This is a genomic window from Pelagibacterium sp., from assembly GCF_048264985.1.
GTDB lineage: Bacteria > Pseudomonadota > Alphaproteobacteria > Rhizobiales > Devosiaceae > Pelagibacterium.
Genome location: NZ_JBLXCL010000002.1, coordinates 18,853 through 37,801 on the forward strand (window position 1 = coordinate 18,853; position 18,949 = coordinate 37,801).

20 protein-coding genes are annotated in these 18,949 nt (G+C 56.0%); 10 read left to right on the plus strand and 10 right to left on the minus strand.

Features of this window, described 5'->3' with window-relative positions; translation table 11 throughout:
• The first annotated feature begins 47 nt into the window (after positions 1 to 47).
• Genes ACN0TA_RS09350 through ACN0TA_RS09360 form a run of 3 tightly spaced genes read left to right on the plus strand, consistent with a single transcriptional unit; the run spans position 48 to position 3,412 of the window.
• Positions 48 to 431 (plus strand): response regulator transcription factor, encoded by a 384-nt coding sequence (locus ACN0TA_RS09350; protein WP_417582151.1) that lies wholly within the window; start codon positions 48 to 50, stop codon positions 429 to 431.
• Between the two features lie 21 nt (positions 432 to 452).
• Entirely contained in the window at positions 453 to 686 is a 234-nt protein-coding gene (locus tag ACN0TA_RS09355) for a hypothetical protein (RefSeq protein ID WP_417582153.1), read from the plus strand.
• On the plus strand, positions 683 to 3,412 hold the full coding sequence (locus ACN0TA_RS09360; RefSeq protein ID WP_417582155.1) for an ATP-binding protein: 2,730 nt from the start codon (positions 683 to 685) through the stop codon (positions 3,410 to 3,412). Before ACN0TA_RS09355 ends, ACN0TA_RS09360 begins: the two co-directional genes overlap by 4 nt.
• Position 3,413: 1 nt before the next feature.
• Here the strand turns inward: ACN0TA_RS09360 and panC are convergent, their stop codons facing one another.
• The 7 genes from panC to pcaD form a co-directional block, all read right to left on the minus strand.
• Positions 3,414 to 4,286, minus strand: coding sequence for a pantoate--beta-alanine ligase (panC, locus tag ACN0TA_RS09365; protein ID WP_417582157.1), 873 nt, complete (start codon positions 4,284 to 4,286; stop codon positions 3,414 to 3,416).
• The gene (gene panB, locus ACN0TA_RS09370) at positions 4,283 to 5,128 is read right to left on the minus strand and encodes a 3-methyl-2-oxobutanoate hydroxymethyltransferase (RefSeq protein WP_417582159.1); all 846 of its coding nucleotides are present in this window, start codon (positions 5,126 to 5,128) and stop codon (positions 4,283 to 4,285) included. The genes panC and panB overlap by 4 nt, the downstream gene beginning before the upstream one ends.
• Before the next feature lie 161 nt (positions 5,129 to 5,289).
• The gene (locus tag ACN0TA_RS09375) at positions 5,290 to 6,351 is read right to left on the minus strand and encodes a 3-carboxy-cis,cis-muconate cycloisomerase (protein WP_417582161.1); all 1,062 of its coding nucleotides are present in this window, start codon (positions 6,349 to 6,351) and stop codon (positions 5,290 to 5,292) included.
• A complete protein-coding gene (pcaG, locus tag ACN0TA_RS09380; RefSeq protein ID WP_417582163.1) occupies positions 6,351 to 6,959 on the minus strand; it encodes a protocatechuate 3,4-dioxygenase subunit alpha in 609 nt (202 codons plus the stop codon). Before pcaG ends, ACN0TA_RS09375 begins: the two co-directional genes overlap by 1 nt.
• Positions 6,959 to 7,711, minus strand: coding sequence for a protocatechuate 3,4-dioxygenase subunit beta (pcaH, locus tag ACN0TA_RS09385; protein ID WP_417582165.1), 753 nt, complete (start codon positions 7,709 to 7,711; stop codon positions 6,959 to 6,961). The genes pcaG and pcaH overlap by 1 nt, the downstream gene beginning before the upstream one ends.
• Positions 7,704 to 8,108, minus strand: coding sequence for a 4-carboxymuconolactone decarboxylase (pcaC, locus tag ACN0TA_RS09390; protein ID WP_417582167.1), 405 nt, complete (start codon positions 8,106 to 8,108; stop codon positions 7,704 to 7,706). Before pcaC ends, pcaH begins: the two co-directional genes overlap by 8 nt.
• Complete coding sequence (pcaD, locus tag ACN0TA_RS09395) at positions 8,105 to 8,914, minus strand: 3-oxoadipate enol-lactonase (RefSeq protein ID WP_417582169.1); 810 nt, start codon at positions 8,912 to 8,914, stop codon at positions 8,105 to 8,107. The genes pcaC and pcaD overlap by 4 nt, the downstream gene beginning before the upstream one ends.
• 96 nt (positions 8,915 to 9,010) lie before the next feature.
• Between pcaD and pcaQ the strand changes: the two genes are divergently transcribed.
• A complete protein-coding gene (pcaQ, locus tag ACN0TA_RS09400; RefSeq protein WP_417582171.1) occupies positions 9,011 to 9,925 on the plus strand; it encodes a pca operon transcription factor PcaQ in 915 nt (304 codons plus the stop codon).
• Here the strand turns inward: pcaQ and ACN0TA_RS09405 are convergent.
• Positions 9,903 to 10,823: a helix-turn-helix domain-containing protein gene (locus ACN0TA_RS09405; protein WP_417582173.1), complete on the minus strand. Its 921-nt coding sequence runs from the start codon at positions 10,821 to 10,823 to the stop codon at positions 9,903 to 9,905. The two genes, pcaQ and ACN0TA_RS09405, sit on opposite strands and share 23 nt — an antisense overlap.
• Positions 10,824 to 10,896: 73 nt before the next feature.
• Here ACN0TA_RS09405 and pobA point away from each other — a divergent pair, with 73 nt between their 5' ends.
• From pobA to ACN0TA_RS09435, 6 genes are all read left to right on the plus strand, one after another.
• Positions 10,897 to 12,066, plus strand: coding sequence for a 4-hydroxybenzoate 3-monooxygenase (gene pobA, locus ACN0TA_RS09410; RefSeq protein ID WP_417582175.1), 1,170 nt, complete (start codon positions 10,897 to 10,899; stop codon positions 12,064 to 12,066).
• A 111-nt stretch (positions 12,067 to 12,177) separates the two neighbouring features.
• Positions 12,178 to 12,927: a cytochrome c oxidase assembly protein gene (locus ACN0TA_RS09415; RefSeq protein ID WP_417582177.1), complete on the plus strand. Its 750-nt coding sequence runs from the start codon at positions 12,178 to 12,180 to the stop codon at positions 12,925 to 12,927.
• Positions 12,924 to 13,427, plus strand: a complete 504-nt coding sequence (locus ACN0TA_RS09420; RefSeq protein WP_417582179.1) for a CopD family protein — start codon at positions 12,924 to 12,926, stop codon at positions 13,425 to 13,427. The genes ACN0TA_RS09415 and ACN0TA_RS09420 overlap by 4 nt, the downstream gene beginning before the upstream one ends.
• Positions 13,424 to 14,107, plus strand: coding sequence for a cytochrome c oxidase subunit II (gene coxB, locus ACN0TA_RS09425; RefSeq protein WP_417582181.1), 684 nt, complete (start codon positions 13,424 to 13,426; stop codon positions 14,105 to 14,107). Before ACN0TA_RS09420 ends, coxB begins: the two co-directional genes overlap by 4 nt.
• Positions 14,100 to 16,625, plus strand: coding sequence for a cytochrome c oxidase subunit I (gene ctaD / locus ACN0TA_RS09430; protein ID WP_417582183.1), 2,526 nt, complete (start codon positions 14,100 to 14,102; stop codon positions 16,623 to 16,625). The genes coxB and ctaD overlap by 8 nt, the downstream gene beginning before the upstream one ends.
• Positions 16,625 to 16,966, plus strand: coding sequence for a hypothetical protein (locus tag ACN0TA_RS09435; RefSeq protein WP_417582185.1), 342 nt, complete (start codon positions 16,625 to 16,627; stop codon positions 16,964 to 16,966). Before ctaD ends, ACN0TA_RS09435 begins: the two co-directional genes overlap by 1 nt.
• Here ACN0TA_RS09435 and ACN0TA_RS09440 read toward each other — a convergent pair whose 3' ends face one another.
• Positions 16,967 to 17,485: a DUF2231 domain-containing protein gene (locus ACN0TA_RS09440; protein ID WP_417582187.1), complete on the minus strand. Its 519-nt coding sequence runs from the start codon at positions 17,483 to 17,485 to the stop codon at positions 16,967 to 16,969.
• Positions 17,486 to 17,532: 47 nt separating this feature from the next.
• Positions 17,533 to 18,948 (minus strand): PAS domain S-box protein, encoded by a 1,416-nt coding sequence (locus ACN0TA_RS09445; RefSeq protein ID WP_417582189.1) that lies wholly within the window; start codon positions 18,946 to 18,948, stop codon positions 17,533 to 17,535.
• Position 18,949: the final 1 nt, after the last annotated feature.

Consider the following 18,949-nt stretch of genomic DNA (forward strand, 5'->3'; position numbering starts at 1 on the left):
TTATGTGACTGCGAGTCTTGAGGAGGAAGAGGCTCTGAGGGGGAGTTTTGGCGATCGATATTCTCATTGCAGAAGACGAGCCGAGTATCCTTGAAGCACTTGATTTTGTTCTGAAGAGAGCAGGATGGACAATAAGTGCCGTCATGGATGGCGAGGCTGTTATGGATGCCGTCCGGCGTCACCGACCGCGTGTGCTCGTGCTCGACATAATGCTGCCAAAGCGCAGCGGATTTGAGGTGCTCAAACAAATTAGAGCCGATCCATTCACTGCTAACCTGCCTGTCCTGGTTCTGACAGCCAAGGGGCAACAGCAGGACAGGCGCATTGCTGAAGAGCTGGGGGCCAACAAATTTGTGACTAAGCCCTATTCCAACGCCGATGTCGTCGACGCTGTGCGCAATCTTCTCGTCGCTCCTGCGGACGACAGCTAACCTGGTTGATGTGGCCCACCAATGACACGGCGTAAGATCATCGGGGCTTCACTGTTTTTCACGCTATTTGGGGCAATGGCCAGCCTGCCGCCACTAATATTGCTGTTCAGGTTTGAAGGATTTGTTGCCGGGCTGCCAATCGCAACGGTCTTTCTATTCGGGCTTTGGGTGTTTCTGATATTGGGCGCCGCCTGGTTTGGATACACGCTACCGCGCGATGAACCGCATCAGCCTCACGGTGAGGAACAACGATGACGCTGACAGCTGACTTCGTCATTGCGACCGCAGTGGCTTATGTCGGACTGCTGTTTGTGATTGCCTATCTCGGCGACAGACATACCAGACATCGCAGCGGGGGATTTTTGCGATCTCCCTTTGTTTATACTCTATCTATTTCGGTCTATTGCACGAGTTGGACCTTTTACGGCGCAGTCGGAACTGCAGCTCGAAATGGCCTTGAATATCTGACCATTTATATCGGCCCCACCATCGTGTTCATCGGATGGTGGTTCATTTTGCGACGCCTGGTGCGGATCAGCCATGATCAGCGCATTACCTCGATTGCCGACCTGCTGTCGTCCCGCTTTGGAAAGTCGAGCAATCTGGCTGTGCTCATTACAGTGCTCGCTGTTATCGCCATTGCCCCGTACATCGCACTCCAGCTCAAGGCCATTACATCATCAATCGAGGCCATCGCAGGCTCATCCGAGTTCGGGCGCGGCAGCCTCGAGGGTTGGGATGAAGTCGGGCTGGCATTCGGCGTGGCCGCCGGAATGGCAGTGTTCACAATTCTTTTCGGCACCCGAAATGTCGACGCCAAAGAACAGCATCATGGCGTTGTGGCCGCGATTGCCTTCGAGGCTGTCGTCAAACTTACGGCGCTGCTCGCCGTCGGCATTTTTGTTGTCTACATCGGCGGCGGCATGGAGACCATATTTGCAAACGCGCAAGATGCAGGGTTGAACGTACACGCTAGCGAAACGTTCGGCGATCGATGGATATCCATGATGGTTTTGGCGGCCGCCGCGGTCATCTGCCTGCCACGCCAATTTCAGGTCACCGTTGTCGAAAATTCAGACGAAAAGCATCTGCGGACGGCAAGTTGGGCCTTTCCCGCCTACATGCTGGCCATGAGCCTGTTTACACTACCCATAGCTCTGTTCGGGCTCACTTTTCTGCCCGCGGGATCCAACCCGGATATGTTTGTTCTGACGCTGCCACTGGCAGAGGGCCAGGATGCTCTGGCGCTGTTTGCATTCATCGGCGGCTTTTCGTCGGCAACTTCGATGATCATCCTAGAATCCATTGCGTTATCGATTATGGTTTCAAACCACATCGTCGTGCCGATCATGCTGCGGCTGACTTCGGGGGATGGCATCGGGGATGGCCAAGGCGTCAGGCGCCTGATCCTCAATGCCCGCCGCCTTTCGATCGTCCTGATCCTGGTGCTGGGCTTTACATATTTCTATCTCACCCGAGGGTCTGACGCCTTGGCGCCGATTGGCCTCATCTCTTTTACAGGCGTTGCTCAATTTCTACCCGCCATCCTTGCAAGCCTTTTCTGGCGTGATGCATCAACAAAGGCCGCTATATGCGCCATTTCTGTTGGCTTTTTAGTTTGGCTTTGGTCGAGTTTCATGCCGTCTTTTGCATCATCCTCGCCCCTTGTCGCCCAGATCATGGCCAATGGCCCGTGGGGTATTGGATGGCTCCGACCCGAAGGCCTATTCGGTTTTGATGATCTCGACCCGCTCACGCACGCGGTATTTTGGAGCCTGTTTCTCAACACGACAGTTCTCATCCTCGGGTCGCTGATGACCAATCAGTCGGCCCTCGAGCATGTTCAGGCCGCCCTGTTCCTCAACGTCTTTCGGCGTACAAGCAATGAAGCCAACCCCCTGCGTGGATCGGCGACGGCCGACGATCTGTTTCTTGTCGCCCGGCGTGTCCTTGGCCATGAAAGGGCAGTTGCGCTGTTTTCGGAAGAGGCAAAGCAGGCGAGAATGCCTTGGACGACACTGGAGCCCAGTTCGTCATTCATTCGGAAGCTGGAAAGGGAAATGGCCGGCTCGATAGGGGCCGCCTCTGCACACGTCATGTTGTCCAAAGTCGTGTCCGGCGACTCGATTTCCCTCGAAGAAGTCATGCAAATGGCGGACGAAACACAACAGGCCATCGAGTATTCTCAGGAACTTGAAAAGACATCGACACAATTGCGGGCAACTGCCGAAAAGCTCGAGGAAGCCAACCGGCAGCTGCGAAAGGTCGATCTGCAAAAGGACGAATTTCTTAGTCAGGTCAGCCATGAGGTCCGCACGCCAATGACAGCGATACGCGCTTTCTCAGAAATCCTGCTCAGCGAGGGCGACCTGGATGACGGTTCGAAGACCAAGTTTGTGTCCACAATCCATAAGGAAAGTCTGCGACTGACCTCCCTGCTCGACGAAATTCTAGATCTCTCAGCGCTGGAAAGGGGCGAAAGGGCTTGGGAAAATCGCCCCATAGACGCAGAAGAATCACTCGATCAAGCGCTCAGAGTTTGCGATGCCCTCGCGCGCCAGAGCAATACGCGCGTGGAAATTGGAACGCGAGCATCTGCAGCCTATGTGCGCTCCGATCCCGATCGATTAAGCCAGGTACTAATCAACCTCATTCACAACGCCATAAAGTACAATGGCGCTATTGCCCCTGTTGTTGAAGTACGATCAAGGCTCAGAAAGGGAGCCTATATTATCGAAGTCGAAGATAACGGCATAGGAATCGCCGAGGAGGAAGCGCCTAGGATCTTTGACAAATTCTATCGCGGACGTCTGGGCGAGACTGGGCCGTATGCGGGCGCAGGGCTTGGCCTCCCCATCAGCCGGGAAATCATTTCACGCATGGATGGTGTGCTGGAGCTTGTATCCAAAACCGAGGATGGTGCCTGCTTTAGGATCACCCTACCCTTGATCACTCGAACCGAAGCCGGAGTGACACACTAGATCAGTGCTCTTGGTGTCGGGACATAGGTGGCAAAACGGCCATGTTGTCGATCAGCCGCACATTGTCGAGCCAGGCTGCAGCTAGCAGGCGAGCTGGCCGTTTTAGCGCAGTGACCGGCTCCAGTGTTTCTGCATCGCGCAACTCGAAATACTCTACTTCAGCGAACCCGGCTTTTAGCAGCGCTCCCTGCGCGGTCTCCAAAGAGGCCACGATTGAGTCACCAGCTTCAATAGACGCGCCGGCCCGAGCAAGGGCCTCCGCCAGCGCTGGGGCTTGTTCGCGAGCCATGGCACTGAGCCTGACATTGCGCGACGACATGGCCAGACCATCAGCTTCACGAACTGTCGAAACCCCGACAATATCCACAGGTATGTCGAGATCCAGCGCCAGGCGACGGATGATCGCAAGCTGCTGGTAGTCCTTTTCTCCAAAGAAGGCTGCATCGGCCTGCGTCTGCAGCAAGAGCTTGGTCACTACGGTTGCTACACCATCGAAATGGCCAGGCCGATGCGCGCCGCAAAGCCCCTCGCTCAATCGGGAAACCGTGACCTCTGTGGCAAACCCATCAGGATACATTTGGTCAATATCCGGCGCGAACAGCACATCCACATGCTCAGCTTCGAGCCTGCCAGCATCGGTGCTCTCGTCGCGCGGGTATGTTGCGAGATCTTCTGAGTTATTGAACTGGGTGGGATTGACGAAAAGCGTCACAATCACGCGCCCCGCTCTGCCTTTTGCCGCCCGAACAAGCGAAAGGTGCCCCTCGTGCAACGCGCCCATGGTCGGCACGACCGCTACGCTCTCACCATCGGCATGCCACTGGGAAACCTGCGACCGCATCTCAGTGACTGTACGAACAATCAGCATACTCATCCTGCGTCCGGCACGCTGGCCGGTACATCTCCAAAGACATGTTCCACAGCTGGAAAACGACGGGCGCGCACATCTGCTGCATAGGCTGCGATGGCTTTATTGGCACCATCGGCCAACTCGGCATAGCGTTTTACAAATTTGGGTTTAAAGTCGGCAAACATGCCTAGCATGTCATCGACCACCAATATCTGTCCGTCACAGGCCGCTGATGCACCGATCCCGATCGTGGGGATGTCAATGTCCAGAGTGATACGCCGCGCCAGAATATCGGGTACCTTTTCGACGACCACAGCGAAAGCCCCGGCCTCCGCAACGGCTTGTGCATCGCGCTGAACAGCCTGGGCGTCAGCGCCCCTGCCCTGTACCTTATAGCCACCAATCGTGTTCACCGCCTGCGGGGTCAGACCGATATGCGCCATAACCGGAATTGAGCGGCGTGTCAGAAACGCTATGGTTTCGGCCATATGCGCACCGCCTTCCAATTTCACTGCGTCGCAAGCTGTTTCACGCATCAAGCGCGTAGCGTTCCGGAATGCTTGTTCAGGACTCTCCTCATACGTGCCGAAGGGGAGGTCTACGACCATAAGAGCGGACTTTAAGCCACGCCTTACGGCCTTGCCGTGCATAACCATCATCTCGAGATCGACCCCGAGCGTGTTGGGCAAACCGTGAAGAACCATGCCGACACTATCGCCGACCAGCACCAGGTCACAATGAAGATCTACGAGCCGGGCAATGGGCGTCGTGTAGGCAGTAAGGCAAACAATTGGTTCGCTGCCTTTTCGCGCCCGAATGGCCGGTGGGCTCAGAGGGGGCATTTGGGCCGCCTTGCCATAAGTCATCGGAAATCTCCCACATGTGCCCGGCTTTGGGCTGGATCTTTCGTGTCCGCTATATGGCTGCTCTCTTATCCGATCTCAAGGCGCGCTCAAACCCAGACCTTGGACCCAATAATGAAAATATCGATCAAAGGCACCGAAAATGCCGATCAGACGATCGAAACTCAATCGCGTCCGACGGACTCGATCGAATCCAGCAATCGCGCACCAAGCAACAAGCTGCTGCCGGTAGCGAGCAGCATTTGGGGCATGACGAGCCATTCAAGTGGCCAGGCAGCGCCGGAGCGCTCCTGTTCGTGAACAAGGGCCTGTGCCATGGTACCGCTGTTACCAGCGACGTATCGAGCGAGCGTTACAAGCGTTTCGGCCGCGACAGGATTAGATTTGTGTGGCATGGCGGACGAACCGCCGCCCCCCGCCAAGGCGATATCGCCCATTGCATTTTGCGCCATCAGCGCAATGTCCTGTCCGATTTTGCCCAAACTGCCAGAGACCAAGCTCAGCCAACCTGCAAATTCGACTATACTATCGCGCTGATTGTGCCAGGATTTCTCGGTAACGCCGAGCCCTAGACGTCCCGCCAGCCCAATCGCAACGCGTGCGCCCTCGCCTCCAAGCTTATCAAGAACGCCAACCGCGCCTCCATATTGAACCACTAGAAGGCGCTTTTCGATCTCTTCCAACCGTTGCCGATGGCGGACGAAAGGAGCCGCCCAATCGGCGAGCCGATTTGCGGTCGTAATGACAATTGCGTCCTGCATTCGAGTCCGGGCCATGAGGGATCGGTCGCCAAAACGCATAGACAGCCGTTCAAGGGTCGTTTCAATTCCGGCAATTCGAGCAGCAAGTATCGCGGTTATCGATTTGAGGCGGAGCACTAGGCTGGTGTCGATAACGTCCTGGCTGGTGGCGCCGAAGTGAAGTGACGACGCCGCCTGCTCGCCCAACATCCTGCGCATTTGCCGGACCAGCTCAGGCGCGACGACGCCGTCCCTCGCCATACCCGAATTCAACATATCCCAGTCCGGAATATACGCTGTTTCCAGCCGGGCAATGGCTTCAGCATCGGCTGGTGGTATGACGTCGCAAGCGGCCTGTGCAGATGCCAGGGCGATCTCAAACGCCACCATTGCCTTCACATCGGCCTGGGCCGATAGCAGCCCGGCAAGTTCAGGATCGCCAAACAGGCCAGACAGGATCGGGTGATCGAAGGCAGACAATGACATCAGATATCCAGAAACACAGTTTCATTTTCGCCTTGAAGGTAGATGTCGAAAGTTACCGTATTGCCGTCACGGCGACCGATCATCGTGTTGTCACGTCCTAACATCCGCGCTTTGGAAAGGATCGGGTCCGTTGAATTGGCATCTTCCTCGTCGGAAAAATACATCCGGGTTTGCAGACCGATATTGATCCCGCGCGCAACGATCCAGAATGTGATATGCGGCGCCATCATGCCATTGGCGTAGGGCACCGACCCTGGCTTGATCGTTTCGAATGCAAATTCTCCATTGGCGTTTGCCGGCTGACGCCCCCATCCCGAGAAGTGGGAATCTCCTCCTGAACGATGCTCCATCGGGCTGTTATAAATGCCGTTGGCATCGGCCTGCCATATCTCGACGACGCAATCGATAACCGGGCTGCCAGCACCGTCGATAACTCGTCCGACAACGGAAATACGGTCGCCTTTGGCACCTTCTGATACCACCTGCAGGCCGAGGTCTTCCGGTATTACACCGGTGATTTCGCAATTGTTTGGCGTCATTCCGATATGAACATATGGGCCGGCAGTCTGAGACGGCGTTTCCTTGAGATATTCAAGCGGCTTAAACATCAATTGCCCTCCTTGCGGTTCTCAAAGAAAGTCGAGCGGCGTCCGCGCAGGACGATATCAAACCGATAGGCACGCAAATCCATCGGCATAGCATTGTTCATGTCTAGCCGCGCTACAAGCCTGTCGATGGCGTCATCGTCGCTAATTGTATTGACGATTGGGCAGATCTTAATCATCGGATCACCCTCGAAATACATTTGGCTGATGAGACGCTGCGCGAATCCAGTACCAAACAGCGAAAAATGGATGTGAGCCGGCCGCCAGTCATTGACTCCATTGGGCCACGGGTAGGCACCTGGCTTAATGGTACGGAACCAATAATAGCCATCCTCGTCAGTAATCGTACGGCCAAAACCACCGAAATTTGGGTCCAGCGGAGCACGATATCCTTCGCGCTTGTGCCGATAGCGTCCCCCCGCATTCGCCTGCCAGAATTCGACCAGCACATTTGGCACCGGCTTGGCGTTTTGATCGACCACCCGACCGTGTACCACGATGCGCTGGCCAATGGCCTCCTCGCCGGCCTTAGCATAATTGATGATGAGATCGTTATCGTATTCGCCCAACATATTGTGACCGAAGGCCGGGCCAGTCTTCTCACTCAGCGTACTGGCGAAACTGATAAGTGATTGCTTGGGCGCACGCAGCACCGACGATTTGTATCCCGGAGCAAATGCTGGGGGATGCTGGGAGTGATCGCGTTCCATGAAAGCGCCGACCTCGGCGCGCGAATTGATCAAACGTTCAGACATTCCTGCCTCCCTTCATTCGCTCCAGAGCCTGACGGGCAAGTTTTATCGCATGGTTCGCTGTGGGCACGCCCGCGTAAATTGCAACGTGAAGCATGATCTCGCGAATATCATCCTCTGTAGCGCCCGTTCGCACTGTGGCCTCGATATGCATCACCATTTCATCGTAATGACCAAGGCCCGCCAGAAGTGCGATTGTAACGATTGAGCGCTGACGTTTATCCCAGTTGTCGCGCGACCAGACATGCCCCCAGGCAGCTTCAGTGATAAGTTCTTGAAACGGTCGCTCAAACTCGGTTGTAGCAGCAACTCGTGCATCGACGTAATTTTCGCCGAGTACATTGCGGCGCGTCGCCATGCCTTCGTCATGGCGGGCCGATGGCCCCTCATGCTGCGTCATCGCACATTCTCCTTTTTCTCGACTCTTGCAACCAACCCGGCAATGGCTGTCGCAAACTGTTCAGGTGTTTCGATGCACGGCAGGTGACCTGCCCCCTGTATGATCTCGAAGGTGCTGTCAGCTATGGCCTCGCCAAAATCTCGAACAAGATCAGGCGACGTGGCGCCGTCTTCAGCTCCGACAATTACGGACGTCGGAACGGCAATCTTGCTCGTATCGCTGCGCCGGTCGAATCCGGCAATTGCTGCGCAAGTTGCCAGATAACCTTCAACCGGTTGCCGCTCGAACATGGCTTTCGAAAGCGCGTAGAGTGGCTCGCCGGATTTTCTGAAACGCTGCGTGAACCAACGTTCCATGATACCTTCTGCAGCCGATGGCAGCCCGGTCTTTGCTATTGCCTCAATTCGCTGGTTCCAAAACTCGGGTTCTCCGATCTTGGCCGCCGTATCGCAAAGCGCCAGCCCGGAAACCAGATCAGGACGGTCGAAATAAAGTTGCTGGGCAATCTGGCCACCAACAGACAACCCGCAAATTATCACTGCGCGTAGGTCCAGGGCGTCCAACAGTCCCGCAAGATCTTCACTATGATCGACGATCGAATATGGGGTGCTTCCCAGCGACGATAGGCCGTGACCACGCTTGTCGTAAACTACGATACCCAGATTTCCATCCAAAGCATCGATAACGGCATCCCAAATTCGGAAATCGGTACCCAGCGAGTTTATGAACACAAGCGTGAGAGCACCTTGAACCGCCGCACGCCTGCGATAGTGCAATACAACGTCACCGACCTGCATACAGTTCATGTGAACTCCTCCTTGACCACAGAATGTGATGGTCAATTGGTTTTGTAAAATGAAACTATTGCCGCTAAAGATAACCCATAGATTATGGATTTCCGAATGATCGACAGTCGCATCCGCTTCCGGCACCTGCGCACATTTATTGAAGTCGTCCGCCAGAACTCTGTCGGTCGCGCAGCACAAATCCTTGCCGTATCCCAACCTGCAGTCACCAAGACCATTCGTGAACTTGAAGAAATTCTGGACAAGAAGCTATTTGAAAAGGACGGACGTACCCTCAAGATCACGCGCTATGGCGAGGTGTTCCTGCGTCACGCCGGGGCGTCGGTAGCAGCGCTTCAGAACGGCATCGATAGTTTAAGCCGGGACACCTCGGGCCCGCCCTTGAGAATCGGCGCACTTCCAACGGTGTCGGCGCGCATAATGCCCCGCGCAATGGAGCGGTTTCTGGCCGAACGCACTGACAGTCCCCTCAAGATCGTTACTGGCGAAAATCAGGTCTTGCTCGACCAACTTCGTACCGGAACGCTCGATCTGGTTGTTGGCAGGCTGGCAGCACCCGAACAGATGGCCGGGCTGGTGTTTGAGTATCTCTATTCCGAACGGGTCAGGTTCGTTGTTCGCAAAGGTCACCCCTTGCTCGCCACTAAGCAGTTCGACTTCGAACGCATTCGCGATCATACGATCCTGATGCCCCCGGCAGGCTCGGTCATCCGCCCCTATGTCGACCGTTACCTTCTCGCACACGGGATGTCCGACTTGCCCCAAACAATCGAGACGGTTTCAGACTCTTTTGGACATGTCTTCGTAGCTGAAACCGATGCAGTCTGGGTCATTTCCGAAGGCGTCGTCATCCGAGAAATTGGTGCAGGACGACTGGCCTCGCTCCCAATCGATACGACTGAAACACAAGGAGCTGTTGGATTGACCACCCGCGAGCGTTCGCCTTCTAATGCCTCACTCGACATCCTTAGCAATACAATAAGGGATACTACCCGTGATCTCGGCGCATAAATCCGTCGCGTACCGCCTGCGGCCCTCGGCCCAAGCGTCTCGTCATGAAGCGACTAAAATAAGCGGGGTCGGCATACCCAAGCACGATGCCAATTTCCTTGATGCTCAGATTTGAGAATTGAAGATATCGACGCGCCTCAAGCAGAATGCGCCGTTCGATGATTGTCAGCGCTGAAAGCCCTAGCACCTGCCGACAAACACGGTTGAGATGCGTCGGGGTTATACCCAATCGGCCCGCGTAATATCCGACTTTTCTCGTATCGCGAAAATGCATGTCGACTAGCCCCAAAAATGCTTGAGCGTGACGATCGGCTGGCCCGCTACCCCCGTTTTCGCTTTGAGCAGCAGCCAGATCGAGCCTGTGAGCCGCGACCAGCAGAAGACTGAGCCGCGCATGGAGCGCGGCGAGTTGCCCCGGCGCACTGTGATCAGCTTCGGCGATCAGTCGCCCAACTGCATGGTCGAGCTCGCTGGCATCCACTATGCCGCTGACCGGCCTCAGTATTGATGGCTGCATCAGCCCGTCTAGCGCGGTTCCAATATCTGCAAGCGCGTTCCGGACGTCCTGGATGTAGAACGTTAAGACAAATCCGTCGACGCCTTCTGAAAAAACAAAACTATGCACGGTAAGCGGCGGTACAATCACCAGCGCGGGCGGCGTGATCTCGAGAGTATCTCCATCGAGCATGACACTGGCCACCCCGTCCCTGATGTAGAGGATCTGGTAAAGTTGGTCGTGACGATGTGGGGATATGCGAAAGCCATGCAGCCGGGACCGGGACGTGATCGTCTCCCAGTGAAGCCAGCTCTCGCCACTGTCTTCGTTTTCACCGTAAAGTGCATAAGTGGGAATGGCATCCATGTTGCTATAATCCAACTCTTTGTCGCGCCTGTCCATTGGCATTTCCGTCACCACTCCGCACCCTGCAACGATTAAAGGCATCAAAGCCGAGAGGTGGGGAGAGGATTTCATGCGCACTCAAGTTGCAATCATTGGTGCAGGACCCGCAGGCCTTTCCCTTGGAAGGCTGCTCGAAGCCGCTGGCATCGATGCGATCATTATCGAACAGCGGAGTTCCGATTACGTGCTTGGTCGCATTCGGGCTGGAGTGCTTGAACAAAGTTCGGTTGATCTGCTGCGCCAGATGGGCGTCAGCCAGCGCATGGATTCCGAGGGCATTTTCCACGACGGCGTGGAGCTTTCATTCGATGGCGATATGTTGCGCATCGACTTCAATGAGCTGATTGGGCGTAAGGTCATGGTGTACGGCCAGACCGAGGTGACGCGGGATCTGATGGATTCGCGCGCTGCTTCCGGCGCCAAGACCGTTTACGAAGCGAGCGACGTTCAAATCCACGACTTCGATAGAGACTGCCCGCGCGTCACCTACACCAAGGATGGGACCAGCCACGAGATTGAATGTGATTTCATCGCCGGATGCGATGGTTTTCACGGCGTTTCTCGCGCCAGCGTTCCTAAACATGCCATATCTATCTTCGAACGCGTCTATCCGTTCGGATGGCTTGGCGTACTGGTCGATCAGCCGCCCGTTGCCGAAGAGCTGATCTATGCCCACCATGAACGTGGTTTCGCACTGTGCTCGATGCGCTCTCTGATGCGATCGCGCTACTATGTGCAGGTGGACTCGTCGGAAAGGACTGAAAACTGGTCAGACGACAGATTCTGGGATGAGCTCCGCGCTCGCCTCAATCCAGACATTGCCGAGAGTCTAAAAACGGGCCCCACAATTGAGAAGTCCATAGCGCCGCTTCGTAGCTTCGTTGCTGAGCCGCTGCGTTTTGGGCGGCTGTTCCTCACTGGCGATGCAGCCCATATCGTACCGCCTACCGGCGCGAAGGGTCTGAATATGGCTATCCACGACGTCATGGAACTCGCCGGCGCGCTGCGCGAGTATTACGAGGAGCGTTCGAATGCGGGGATCGACGCCTATTCAGGTTGCGTCCTTGCAAACACTTGGCGTACCGAACGGTTTTCCTGGTGGATGACCCAGCTTCTGCACACGTTTCCCGAGAGTGGCAATTTCGGCCGCCGCATACAGCGAGCCGATTTTGACTATCTTGGCGCCTCGCGCATCGCACGTAAGTCGCTTGCAGAAAATTACACCGGCTTTCGGCCCTGAACCCTCCTAGACTTCAGAACTCGCTGGTTTCAAGGGAACAAATTTTCATCCGCGGCATTGGAAAATCCATACGGCGCATATTGCGCGCCTCGGTTTCGGGGGACCGACTGGATGGATATTGCCAATGCCTATTGTGGGCCACCGCCACTGCCGGGAGACCTTTGGTTTCGTTGGTCGTTTGATCCGTTTGCTATGGTACTCGTTCTCGGCCTGCTGGGGATCTGGCTCTGTTGGGGGCGAAAGGACAATGCCGGGCGTGGTGCGATCGCCAGCGCCATCGCTCTGATATCAATCGCGTTCTTTTCCCCACTCTGCGATTTGACGACAGCGCTGTTTTCCGCGCGCGTTGCCCATCATGTCATTCTGATCGGCATCGTCGCACCGTTACTTGCCATTGCTATGCCTTGGCGCAACCGCCCGCTTCTTCCGCTCTCCGCCCTTACCCTGCTCAACGGGCTGACTGTCTGGATATGGCATGCGCCAAGCGCATATGAATGGGCAATTTATGATACAGCCCCGTATTGGCTGATGCAGCTTTCATTACTGACGACGTCATGGCTGTTCTGGCGTGAGGTGCTCTCTCCACTCGCGAGAACGGGCGGAGCTTTAATCGCTCTTGTGGCATTCATTGCCCAGATGGGATTGCTGGGCGCATTGCTCGTTTTTGCTCCATTTCCTGTCTACGTTCCGCACCTCACCACAACCTTTCCCTTTGGCCTTTCGGCGCTGGCTGACCAGCAGTTGGCGGGGCTATTAATGTGGGTACCGGCGATGCTGCCGTACCTCCTAGCAGGCATTTGGCTGATATTGCGCATGACCAATGCGATTGCCTCTGAGCAGACATCGGGGAGTGCCCGATGATCACGGCACTAAAATTTCTCCATATCGCGACGATCTCGATCTGGGCAGCAGGACTTGTATGCCTGCCTTTTCTGTTTGCGCAGCGAAAAGACGTTGAGATGCCCGAGGCCGTTGATCGGCTACACGGCATGGTGCGATTTTTCTATGTGGTTATTCTCTCCCCCTCCGCATTCGTTGCTGTAGGCAGCGGCACCGGCCTGATCTTTCTGCGCTCCACCTTCGAACCCTGGTTTGCCCTTAAACTGATGTTCGTCGGGATCATGGTCATGATCCATATTCTCGCGGGGTTATTGATCCTCAAATTGTTTGACGAGACCACGCGATATTCCAAATTGCGGTTCTTTGTCGTGACGGGCGGCACATTGGCTGTAGTCTCCATGATCCTCGCCATCGTATCGGGAAAACCTGATATCGATGTGTCCCGTCTCACACCGGACTGGATGGCACCCGGCCAGCTCTCTGAAATCGCCGGCAATTTGCTGGGGTGGGATTTCCGGTGAGTTTGAGACCAGTTCTTTTCGCTATTGCAATTTTGCCATTATTGAACGGTTGCACGGGGGCGCTGTCCACGCTTGACCCTGCCGGACCCGCCGCAGCGTCCATAGCGACGCTATGGTGGTTGATGTTCTGGGCATCGGTCGCGCTTTTTTTGCTCATTGCAGGTCTTTTATGGGCCGTCTGGCGTCGCCCCGGTTTCGGCAAAGCCCTTGCCCCCATGCGCTGGATAATTTGGGGCGGGCTTGCGATGCCTGGCGTATTGCTTACCGCACTTGTCGGATACGCCCTTGTCACCGGCGAGCGGCTTCTGCCCCATACCCTGGACCAGCCCCCGACGCGCGTCGTCGCTCATGGGGTGATGTGGCAATGGCATTTTTCCTATCCCGATAACCAGGAAACACTCGTCACCTCGGTACTCCATATACCGGCCGGGGAACCTGTGGATGTGATCGTAACGAGCGGCGACGTTATCCATTCTTTCTGGGTGCCACGCCTTGCTGGAAAAATCGACGCCATACCGGGCCACGAGAATACCATCCGCATCCAGGCCGACCGCCCAGGAACCTATCGTGGGGTATGTGCCGAGTTCTGCGGCGATGGCCACACCGAGATGCGCTTTACCATTGAGGCTCACGAACGGGCGTCATTTGAAACCCTCATGGCGGAGCTTGCCGATGTCTGAATCTGCATCACCTGACAAGCTTTCACCGATCCGGTTGCACAAATCCCTGGAGAGGGTCTGGCGGACCGGGCCGGGATGGCAACGCCTTTCCGCGGTCAATCATACAGTGCTCGGCAAGCGGTTCATGCTGACCGCATTCGTGTTCTTCGCAATCGGCGGTGTACTGGCCATGCTGATCCGCGCGCAACTGGCAACGCCAGATGCGGCATTTGTCGGGCCGGAGATCTACAATCAGCTGTTTTCCATGCACGGCACGGTGATGATGTTCCTTTTCGCCATTCCTATGCTTGAAGGATTGGCCATCTACCTGCTGCCCAAAATGCTCGGCGCACGCGATCTGGCATTTCCGCGGCTAACTGCATACGGCTATTGGTGCTACCTGTTTGGCGGAACGATCATTGTCGCTTCCATGCTGTTCGGCGTTGCGCCCAATAGCGGCTGGTTCATGTACACTCCGCTGTCCTCGCAACCGTATACGCCGGGAATTAACGCCGACATTTGGCTGCTCGGCGTTACATTCGTTGAAATTTCGGCGGTTTCAGCAGCCGTCGAAATCACTGTATCGATCCTCAAACTTCGCGCACCCGGAATGTCTCTCGACCGCATGCCTCTGTTTGCCTGGTACATGCTGGTCACGGCGCTGATGATGGTGTTTGGCTTCCCGCCACTCATTCTCGGCTCGATCCTGCTCGAGCTTGAACGGGCATTCAATCTGCCTTTTTTCGATCCCACGCGGGGGGGCGATCCCTTGCTGTGGCAGCATCTTTTCTGGCTATTCGGCCACCCAGAGGTTTACATAATATTTCTCCCGGCCGCGGGGGCGCTCTCGACAATCATACCGGTTTTCGCCCAGCGCCAGATCGTTGGTTATCATGCAATTATAGCAGCCATAGTCGCCCTAGCCTTCCTGTCGTTCGGCCTGTGGGTACACCACATGTTTACGGTCGGCATCCCCCATCTGGCACTCGCGTTCTTTTCTGCCGCCAGTGCTCTGGTGGCGATACCGACGGCTGTTCAAATATTTGCCTGGCTGGCAACACTGGCACATGGCAAGCCTCGGTTCGACATTCCAATGCTGTATGTGGCCGGCTTCTTTCTTGTCTTCGTCATTGGCGGGCTGACGGGAGTGATGCTTGCAATGGTGCCCTTCGACCAGCAAGCGCATGACAGCTACTTTGTCGTTGCCCACCTTCACTATGTGCTGGTTGGTGGTTTCGTTTTTCCGATGCTGGCCGCAGTCTATTATTGGCTACCGCACATTACCGGTCGCGAGACCATGCACAGGATTTCGGTCCCTGCATTCTGGCTCATTTTTGTCGGGTTCAACCTGACATTCTTCATGATGCACCTGACCGGCCTGATGGGAATGCCACGCCGCGTGTACACCTATCCTTCCAATTTCGGATGGGACTGGCTGAACCTGCTCTCAAGCATCGGAGGCTTCATCCTGACTATGGGCTTTGCGCTGTTCGCTGTTGATATGATTCTGCAATTTAGGTTCGGACGAGGTTTTCGACGCAACATTTGGAAAGCATCGACACTCGATTGGGCAATGCCCACCCGCCCAACGTCTTACGGCTTTGCATCCCTCCCACGTATAGATAAACGCGCCGACACCATCGATCCCGACACACTGGGGCCAAAGCTGGCCGCAGGATCGGGATATTTGGGGTTTGTGCGCCACAACCGCATGGAAACCTTGGGGGTGGACATGACGACAGGCCGGCTCGAACACGTCGTCGTTTTGCCAAATGCGACCTATCTTCCACTGATATCGGCGATCCTTACGGGCTCAATGGTGTTGAGCCTGCTGTTCAAAATCTACCCAATTGCTGTTGTATTTGCGCTTGCGACACTTGTGAGTTTTTTCTTCTGGTCAGCGCGCACCGGCTCAACGTCAGATGAGGGCCCCATTGATGTTGGGCATGGCGAGAAAGCCCTCCCCGATACAGAAATCGATGGGCCAACGCCCTGGTGGGCCATGGTGTTTGCTCTTTCAGCCAACGGCACCCTGTTTGCCTCACTCGTGTTCGGTGCACTGTATCTCTGGCTGGTTGCACCAGCATGGCCACCAACAGAAATCATCACGCCCAATTTCTGGCTCGCTATCGCCGCGTTAGGCCTTCTCGCTGCGGCGGGTGTCCTGCGTCGGGCAACTCGCCTTAACAGCGCAGGAGCGCCCTTCCAGCCGGCACTCCTGGCAGGGTTGGCGCTTGACCTTGTCGTTCTTGCGGCGCTGTCGGCAGCACTACTCGGTCTGCCGGACCTCACTGGCCATGCGCACGTTGCAACAATTGCGGCCGTGCTCGGCTACGGATGGCTGCATGCTTTCGGCGGTTTTGCGTTTGGGCTCAATGCCGTGCTCAAGTCACGCAATGGGTTCGTATCGCCTCGCCGCAGTCTGAACCTGAAGTTAGCGCGACTCTGGCATGATTACACGGCCATTACGGGCTTGATCGGCTTGGCACTGGTCGTACTGATGCCCTCGCTTATCGGCATGCTTGAAGGTGTACGCTAGTGACCTCAACGATTGTTCCGCCCCGATTCATCCTGGTCATTGTACTTGGCTTCGCGGTATGGGGCGCAGCGTTCATTGGCCTCTATGCTGTCAACGCAATCGGCTGCGCATTTTCCTGGCCATCAGCACTCCAGCGCCTAACGATGATCGGGCTGGCATTGGCAGCCTCAGGCGCGATGGTATTGGTTGCGGGATGGAACCTCGGTCATTGGCGCCGAGCCAGGAAAGTGGCTCGCCCTGCCCCAAGCTTGGCCTTGATCGGAGCAATCGCGGGTATCGCAGCGCTGGCGGCAACTGTGTTCGTCTTCGCGCCAAGCTTGTTCGTTTCAATGTGCATATAGCTATTCGTTCGGGTCCACGATCATGCCGACGCCATGATCGAACACCAGCTTGCCGCCATGCCATCCTGCGAGGCCGGCAAAAATTCCCGAAAGAACCGAAAGCGCCAATCCCAATGGAAGCACCAAATCCGGATTATGGAGCCTTACGCCCCAATTTGTTCCTGCAATGGCGATCAGGGTCATAGCGGCTATTCCATGCGTCCAGCTGCCCACACGCCCGCGAATGCCTCGTACGAGGATAAGCTCGGCTGTCCCGGCAATGGCAGCCGCAATCCCGAGCCAAAAGGCAAACCCCGACGCCCAAAGGCCAGCTCGGACCCAGAAAACATCTGCCGTCCACCAATAAAAGATATCCGAGCCCAAAGTGGCAAACACCAACGCAATGGGAAAATGAACCATCATGGCGTGGATCGGATGGCCAGCGACGGCCACTGCAGATCTGACGTCGTGCTCCATAACGTCGGCGATCACCGGATTGTCCCGCCTCCCAGTCCTGTCTTCACTCATTGTTGCGCCCATTGTGATGATCCTTAGGCTCAATGCTGTGGGGAACGGCTGGGTTCCCGCTATTCCTCCTGAGGGTCCAATGGGAGGCTGAGAACGCAATGAAGTCCGGTTTCTTCAAGTACGAAACGTGTCGAGGCGCCGAGCTGATAGGGAATGGCTTCTTCGATCAATTGTCGCCCGAAGCCACGGGGCGCGGCTGGAACAGGCCTGCGAGACGAAAACCTCTCGCGCCATTCGATAACCAGGTGGCCAGCATCGTCGTCTTTCGGGTCATGCCTGAACCATTCAATGACCAGTCGCCCTTCGGGATCTGACAATGCGCCGTGCCTCGCAGCATTGGTGCTCAGCTCATGCATAACCAAAGTCAAAGTCTGCAGGGTCCCGTCCGCGACCAACACCCGCGGCCCTGTGATCTCGATACGGCTCCATTCTTCCGTGACGGCATCGAGTTCCATACGGAGAAGGGATTCTACGGTCACGGCCTCGTGTTCGGCGCGCGAAAGCAATCCTTGTACCCGTGAAAGTGCACCGAGCCTATGGTCGAAAGCCGCCTGGAATTCCTGCAAGGACCCCACTGTAGATACCGTCTGCGAAGCAATTGATCTTACAACAGCGAGCAGATTGCGCGTTCGATGCTGCAGTTCCCCAACAAGGATGCCCTGGCGTTCCTGCAATTGTCGCATGTCATGAATATCGGATGCCGACCCCACCCACTCATTGGGACCATCCATCGAAGATCGAATGGGAACCGCGCGAGTTTGGTGCCAGCGGTATACGCCGTCACGCTGGCGCCGAATACGATGCTCGCCGTAATAGATCTCCCCATCCTCTCCGGCCTCATCCCATTTGACGAGAGCAAGCTCGCGATCGTCAGGATGGATAGCCTCGAGCCAACCATAGCCCTCCGATTGTTCATCACTCATACCGGTATAGGACGTCCACTGCGGGCTGGCCCATGTCCTACGTCCCTCGGTCGTGGATCTAAAAACCAGATGCGGAACTGTGGTTGCCAGCAATCGAAAACGCTCCTCGCTTTCCATAAGGGCAATTTCATGCTGACGCCGCAACGTCATGTCCTGGCCGATCTTGAGAAACCCTTTGGGCGCCCCATCAGCGTCTTTTAGCGGCCAGACGCTGCCTTCGATGTAAACCCGGGACCCGGAACGATGCTGATGCCAACGAACGTCTGGCGCATGTCCTCGGGACAGCGCTGTGTCAAACTCCTGTCGGGGCGCTCCACTCTCCCGATCCTCCGGCGTAAAGAGCATTGCGGCAGGCTTGCCGAGAATCTCATCGCTGGACCAACCAAAAACGTTTGCAGCCCCGGGCGGCCAGCTATCGACATTGCCTTCGCTATCGGTCGTAAAAATCGCGTAGTCGCGGGCATTTTCGACGATCAGACGTAATCCCTCGCCACCGTCCATAGAGAACATGGACCCGCCCCGGCGATGGGTCTTACCGCTGTCGTCAATCATA

Coding starts and splice junctions, on each gene's coding strand:
- pcaQ (WP_417582171.1), top strand. CDS start 9,011: ATGATCGACAGTCGCATCCGCTTCCGGCACCTGCGCACATTTATTGAA.
- ACN0TA_RS09415 (WP_417582177.1), top strand. CDS start 12,178: ATGGATATTGCCAATGCCTATTGTGGGCCACCGCCACTGCCGGGAGAC.
- ACN0TA_RS09355 (WP_417582153.1), top strand. CDS start 453: ATGACACGGCGTAAGATCATCGGGGCTTCACTGTTTTTCACGCTATTT.
- ACN0TA_RS09360 (WP_417582155.1), top strand. CDS start 683: ATGACGCTGACAGCTGACTTCGTCATTGCGACCGCAGTGGCTTATGTC.
- ACN0TA_RS09445 (WP_417582189.1), bottom strand. CDS start 18,948: ATGATTGACGACAGCGGTAAGACCCATCGCCGGGGCGGGTCCATGTTC.
- pcaG (WP_417582163.1), bottom strand. CDS start 6,959: ATGTTTAAGCCGCTTGAATATCTCAAGGAAACGCCGTCTCAGACTGCC.
- panC (WP_417582157.1), bottom strand. CDS start 4,286: ATGAGTATGCTGATTGTTCGTACAGTCACTGAGATGCGGTCGCAGGTT.
- panB (WP_417582159.1), bottom strand. CDS start 5,128: ATGACTTATGGCAAGGCGGCCCAAATGCCCCCTCTGAGCCCACCGGCC.
- ACN0TA_RS09375 (WP_417582161.1), bottom strand. CDS start 6,351: ATGTCATTGTCTGCCTTCGATCACCCGATCCTGTCTGGCCTGTTTGGC.
- ACN0TA_RS09405 (WP_417582173.1), bottom strand. CDS start 10,823: ATGGACAGGCGCGACAAAGAGTTGGATTATAGCAACATGGATGCCATT.
- pcaD (WP_417582169.1), bottom strand. CDS start 8,914: ATGAACTGTATGCAGGTCGGTGACGTTGTATTGCACTATCGCAGGCGT.
- ACN0TA_RS09420 (WP_417582179.1), top strand. CDS start 12,924: ATGATCACGGCACTAAAATTTCTCCATATCGCGACGATCTCGATCTGG.
- ctaD (WP_417582183.1), top strand. CDS start 14,100: ATGTCTGAATCTGCATCACCTGACAAGCTTTCACCGATCCGGTTGCAC.
- pcaH (WP_417582165.1), bottom strand. CDS start 7,711: ATGTCTGAACGTTTGATCAATTCGCGCGCCGAGGTCGGCGCTTTCATG.
- pobA (WP_417582175.1), top strand. CDS start 10,897: ATGCGCACTCAAGTTGCAATCATTGGTGCAGGACCCGCAGGCCTTTCC.
- pcaC (WP_417582167.1), bottom strand. CDS start 8,108: ATGACGCAGCATGAGGGGCCATCGGCCCGCCATGACGAAGGCATGGCG.
- ACN0TA_RS09440 (WP_417582187.1), bottom strand. CDS start 17,485: ATGGGCGCAACAATGAGTGAAGACAGGACTGGGAGGCGGGACAATCCG.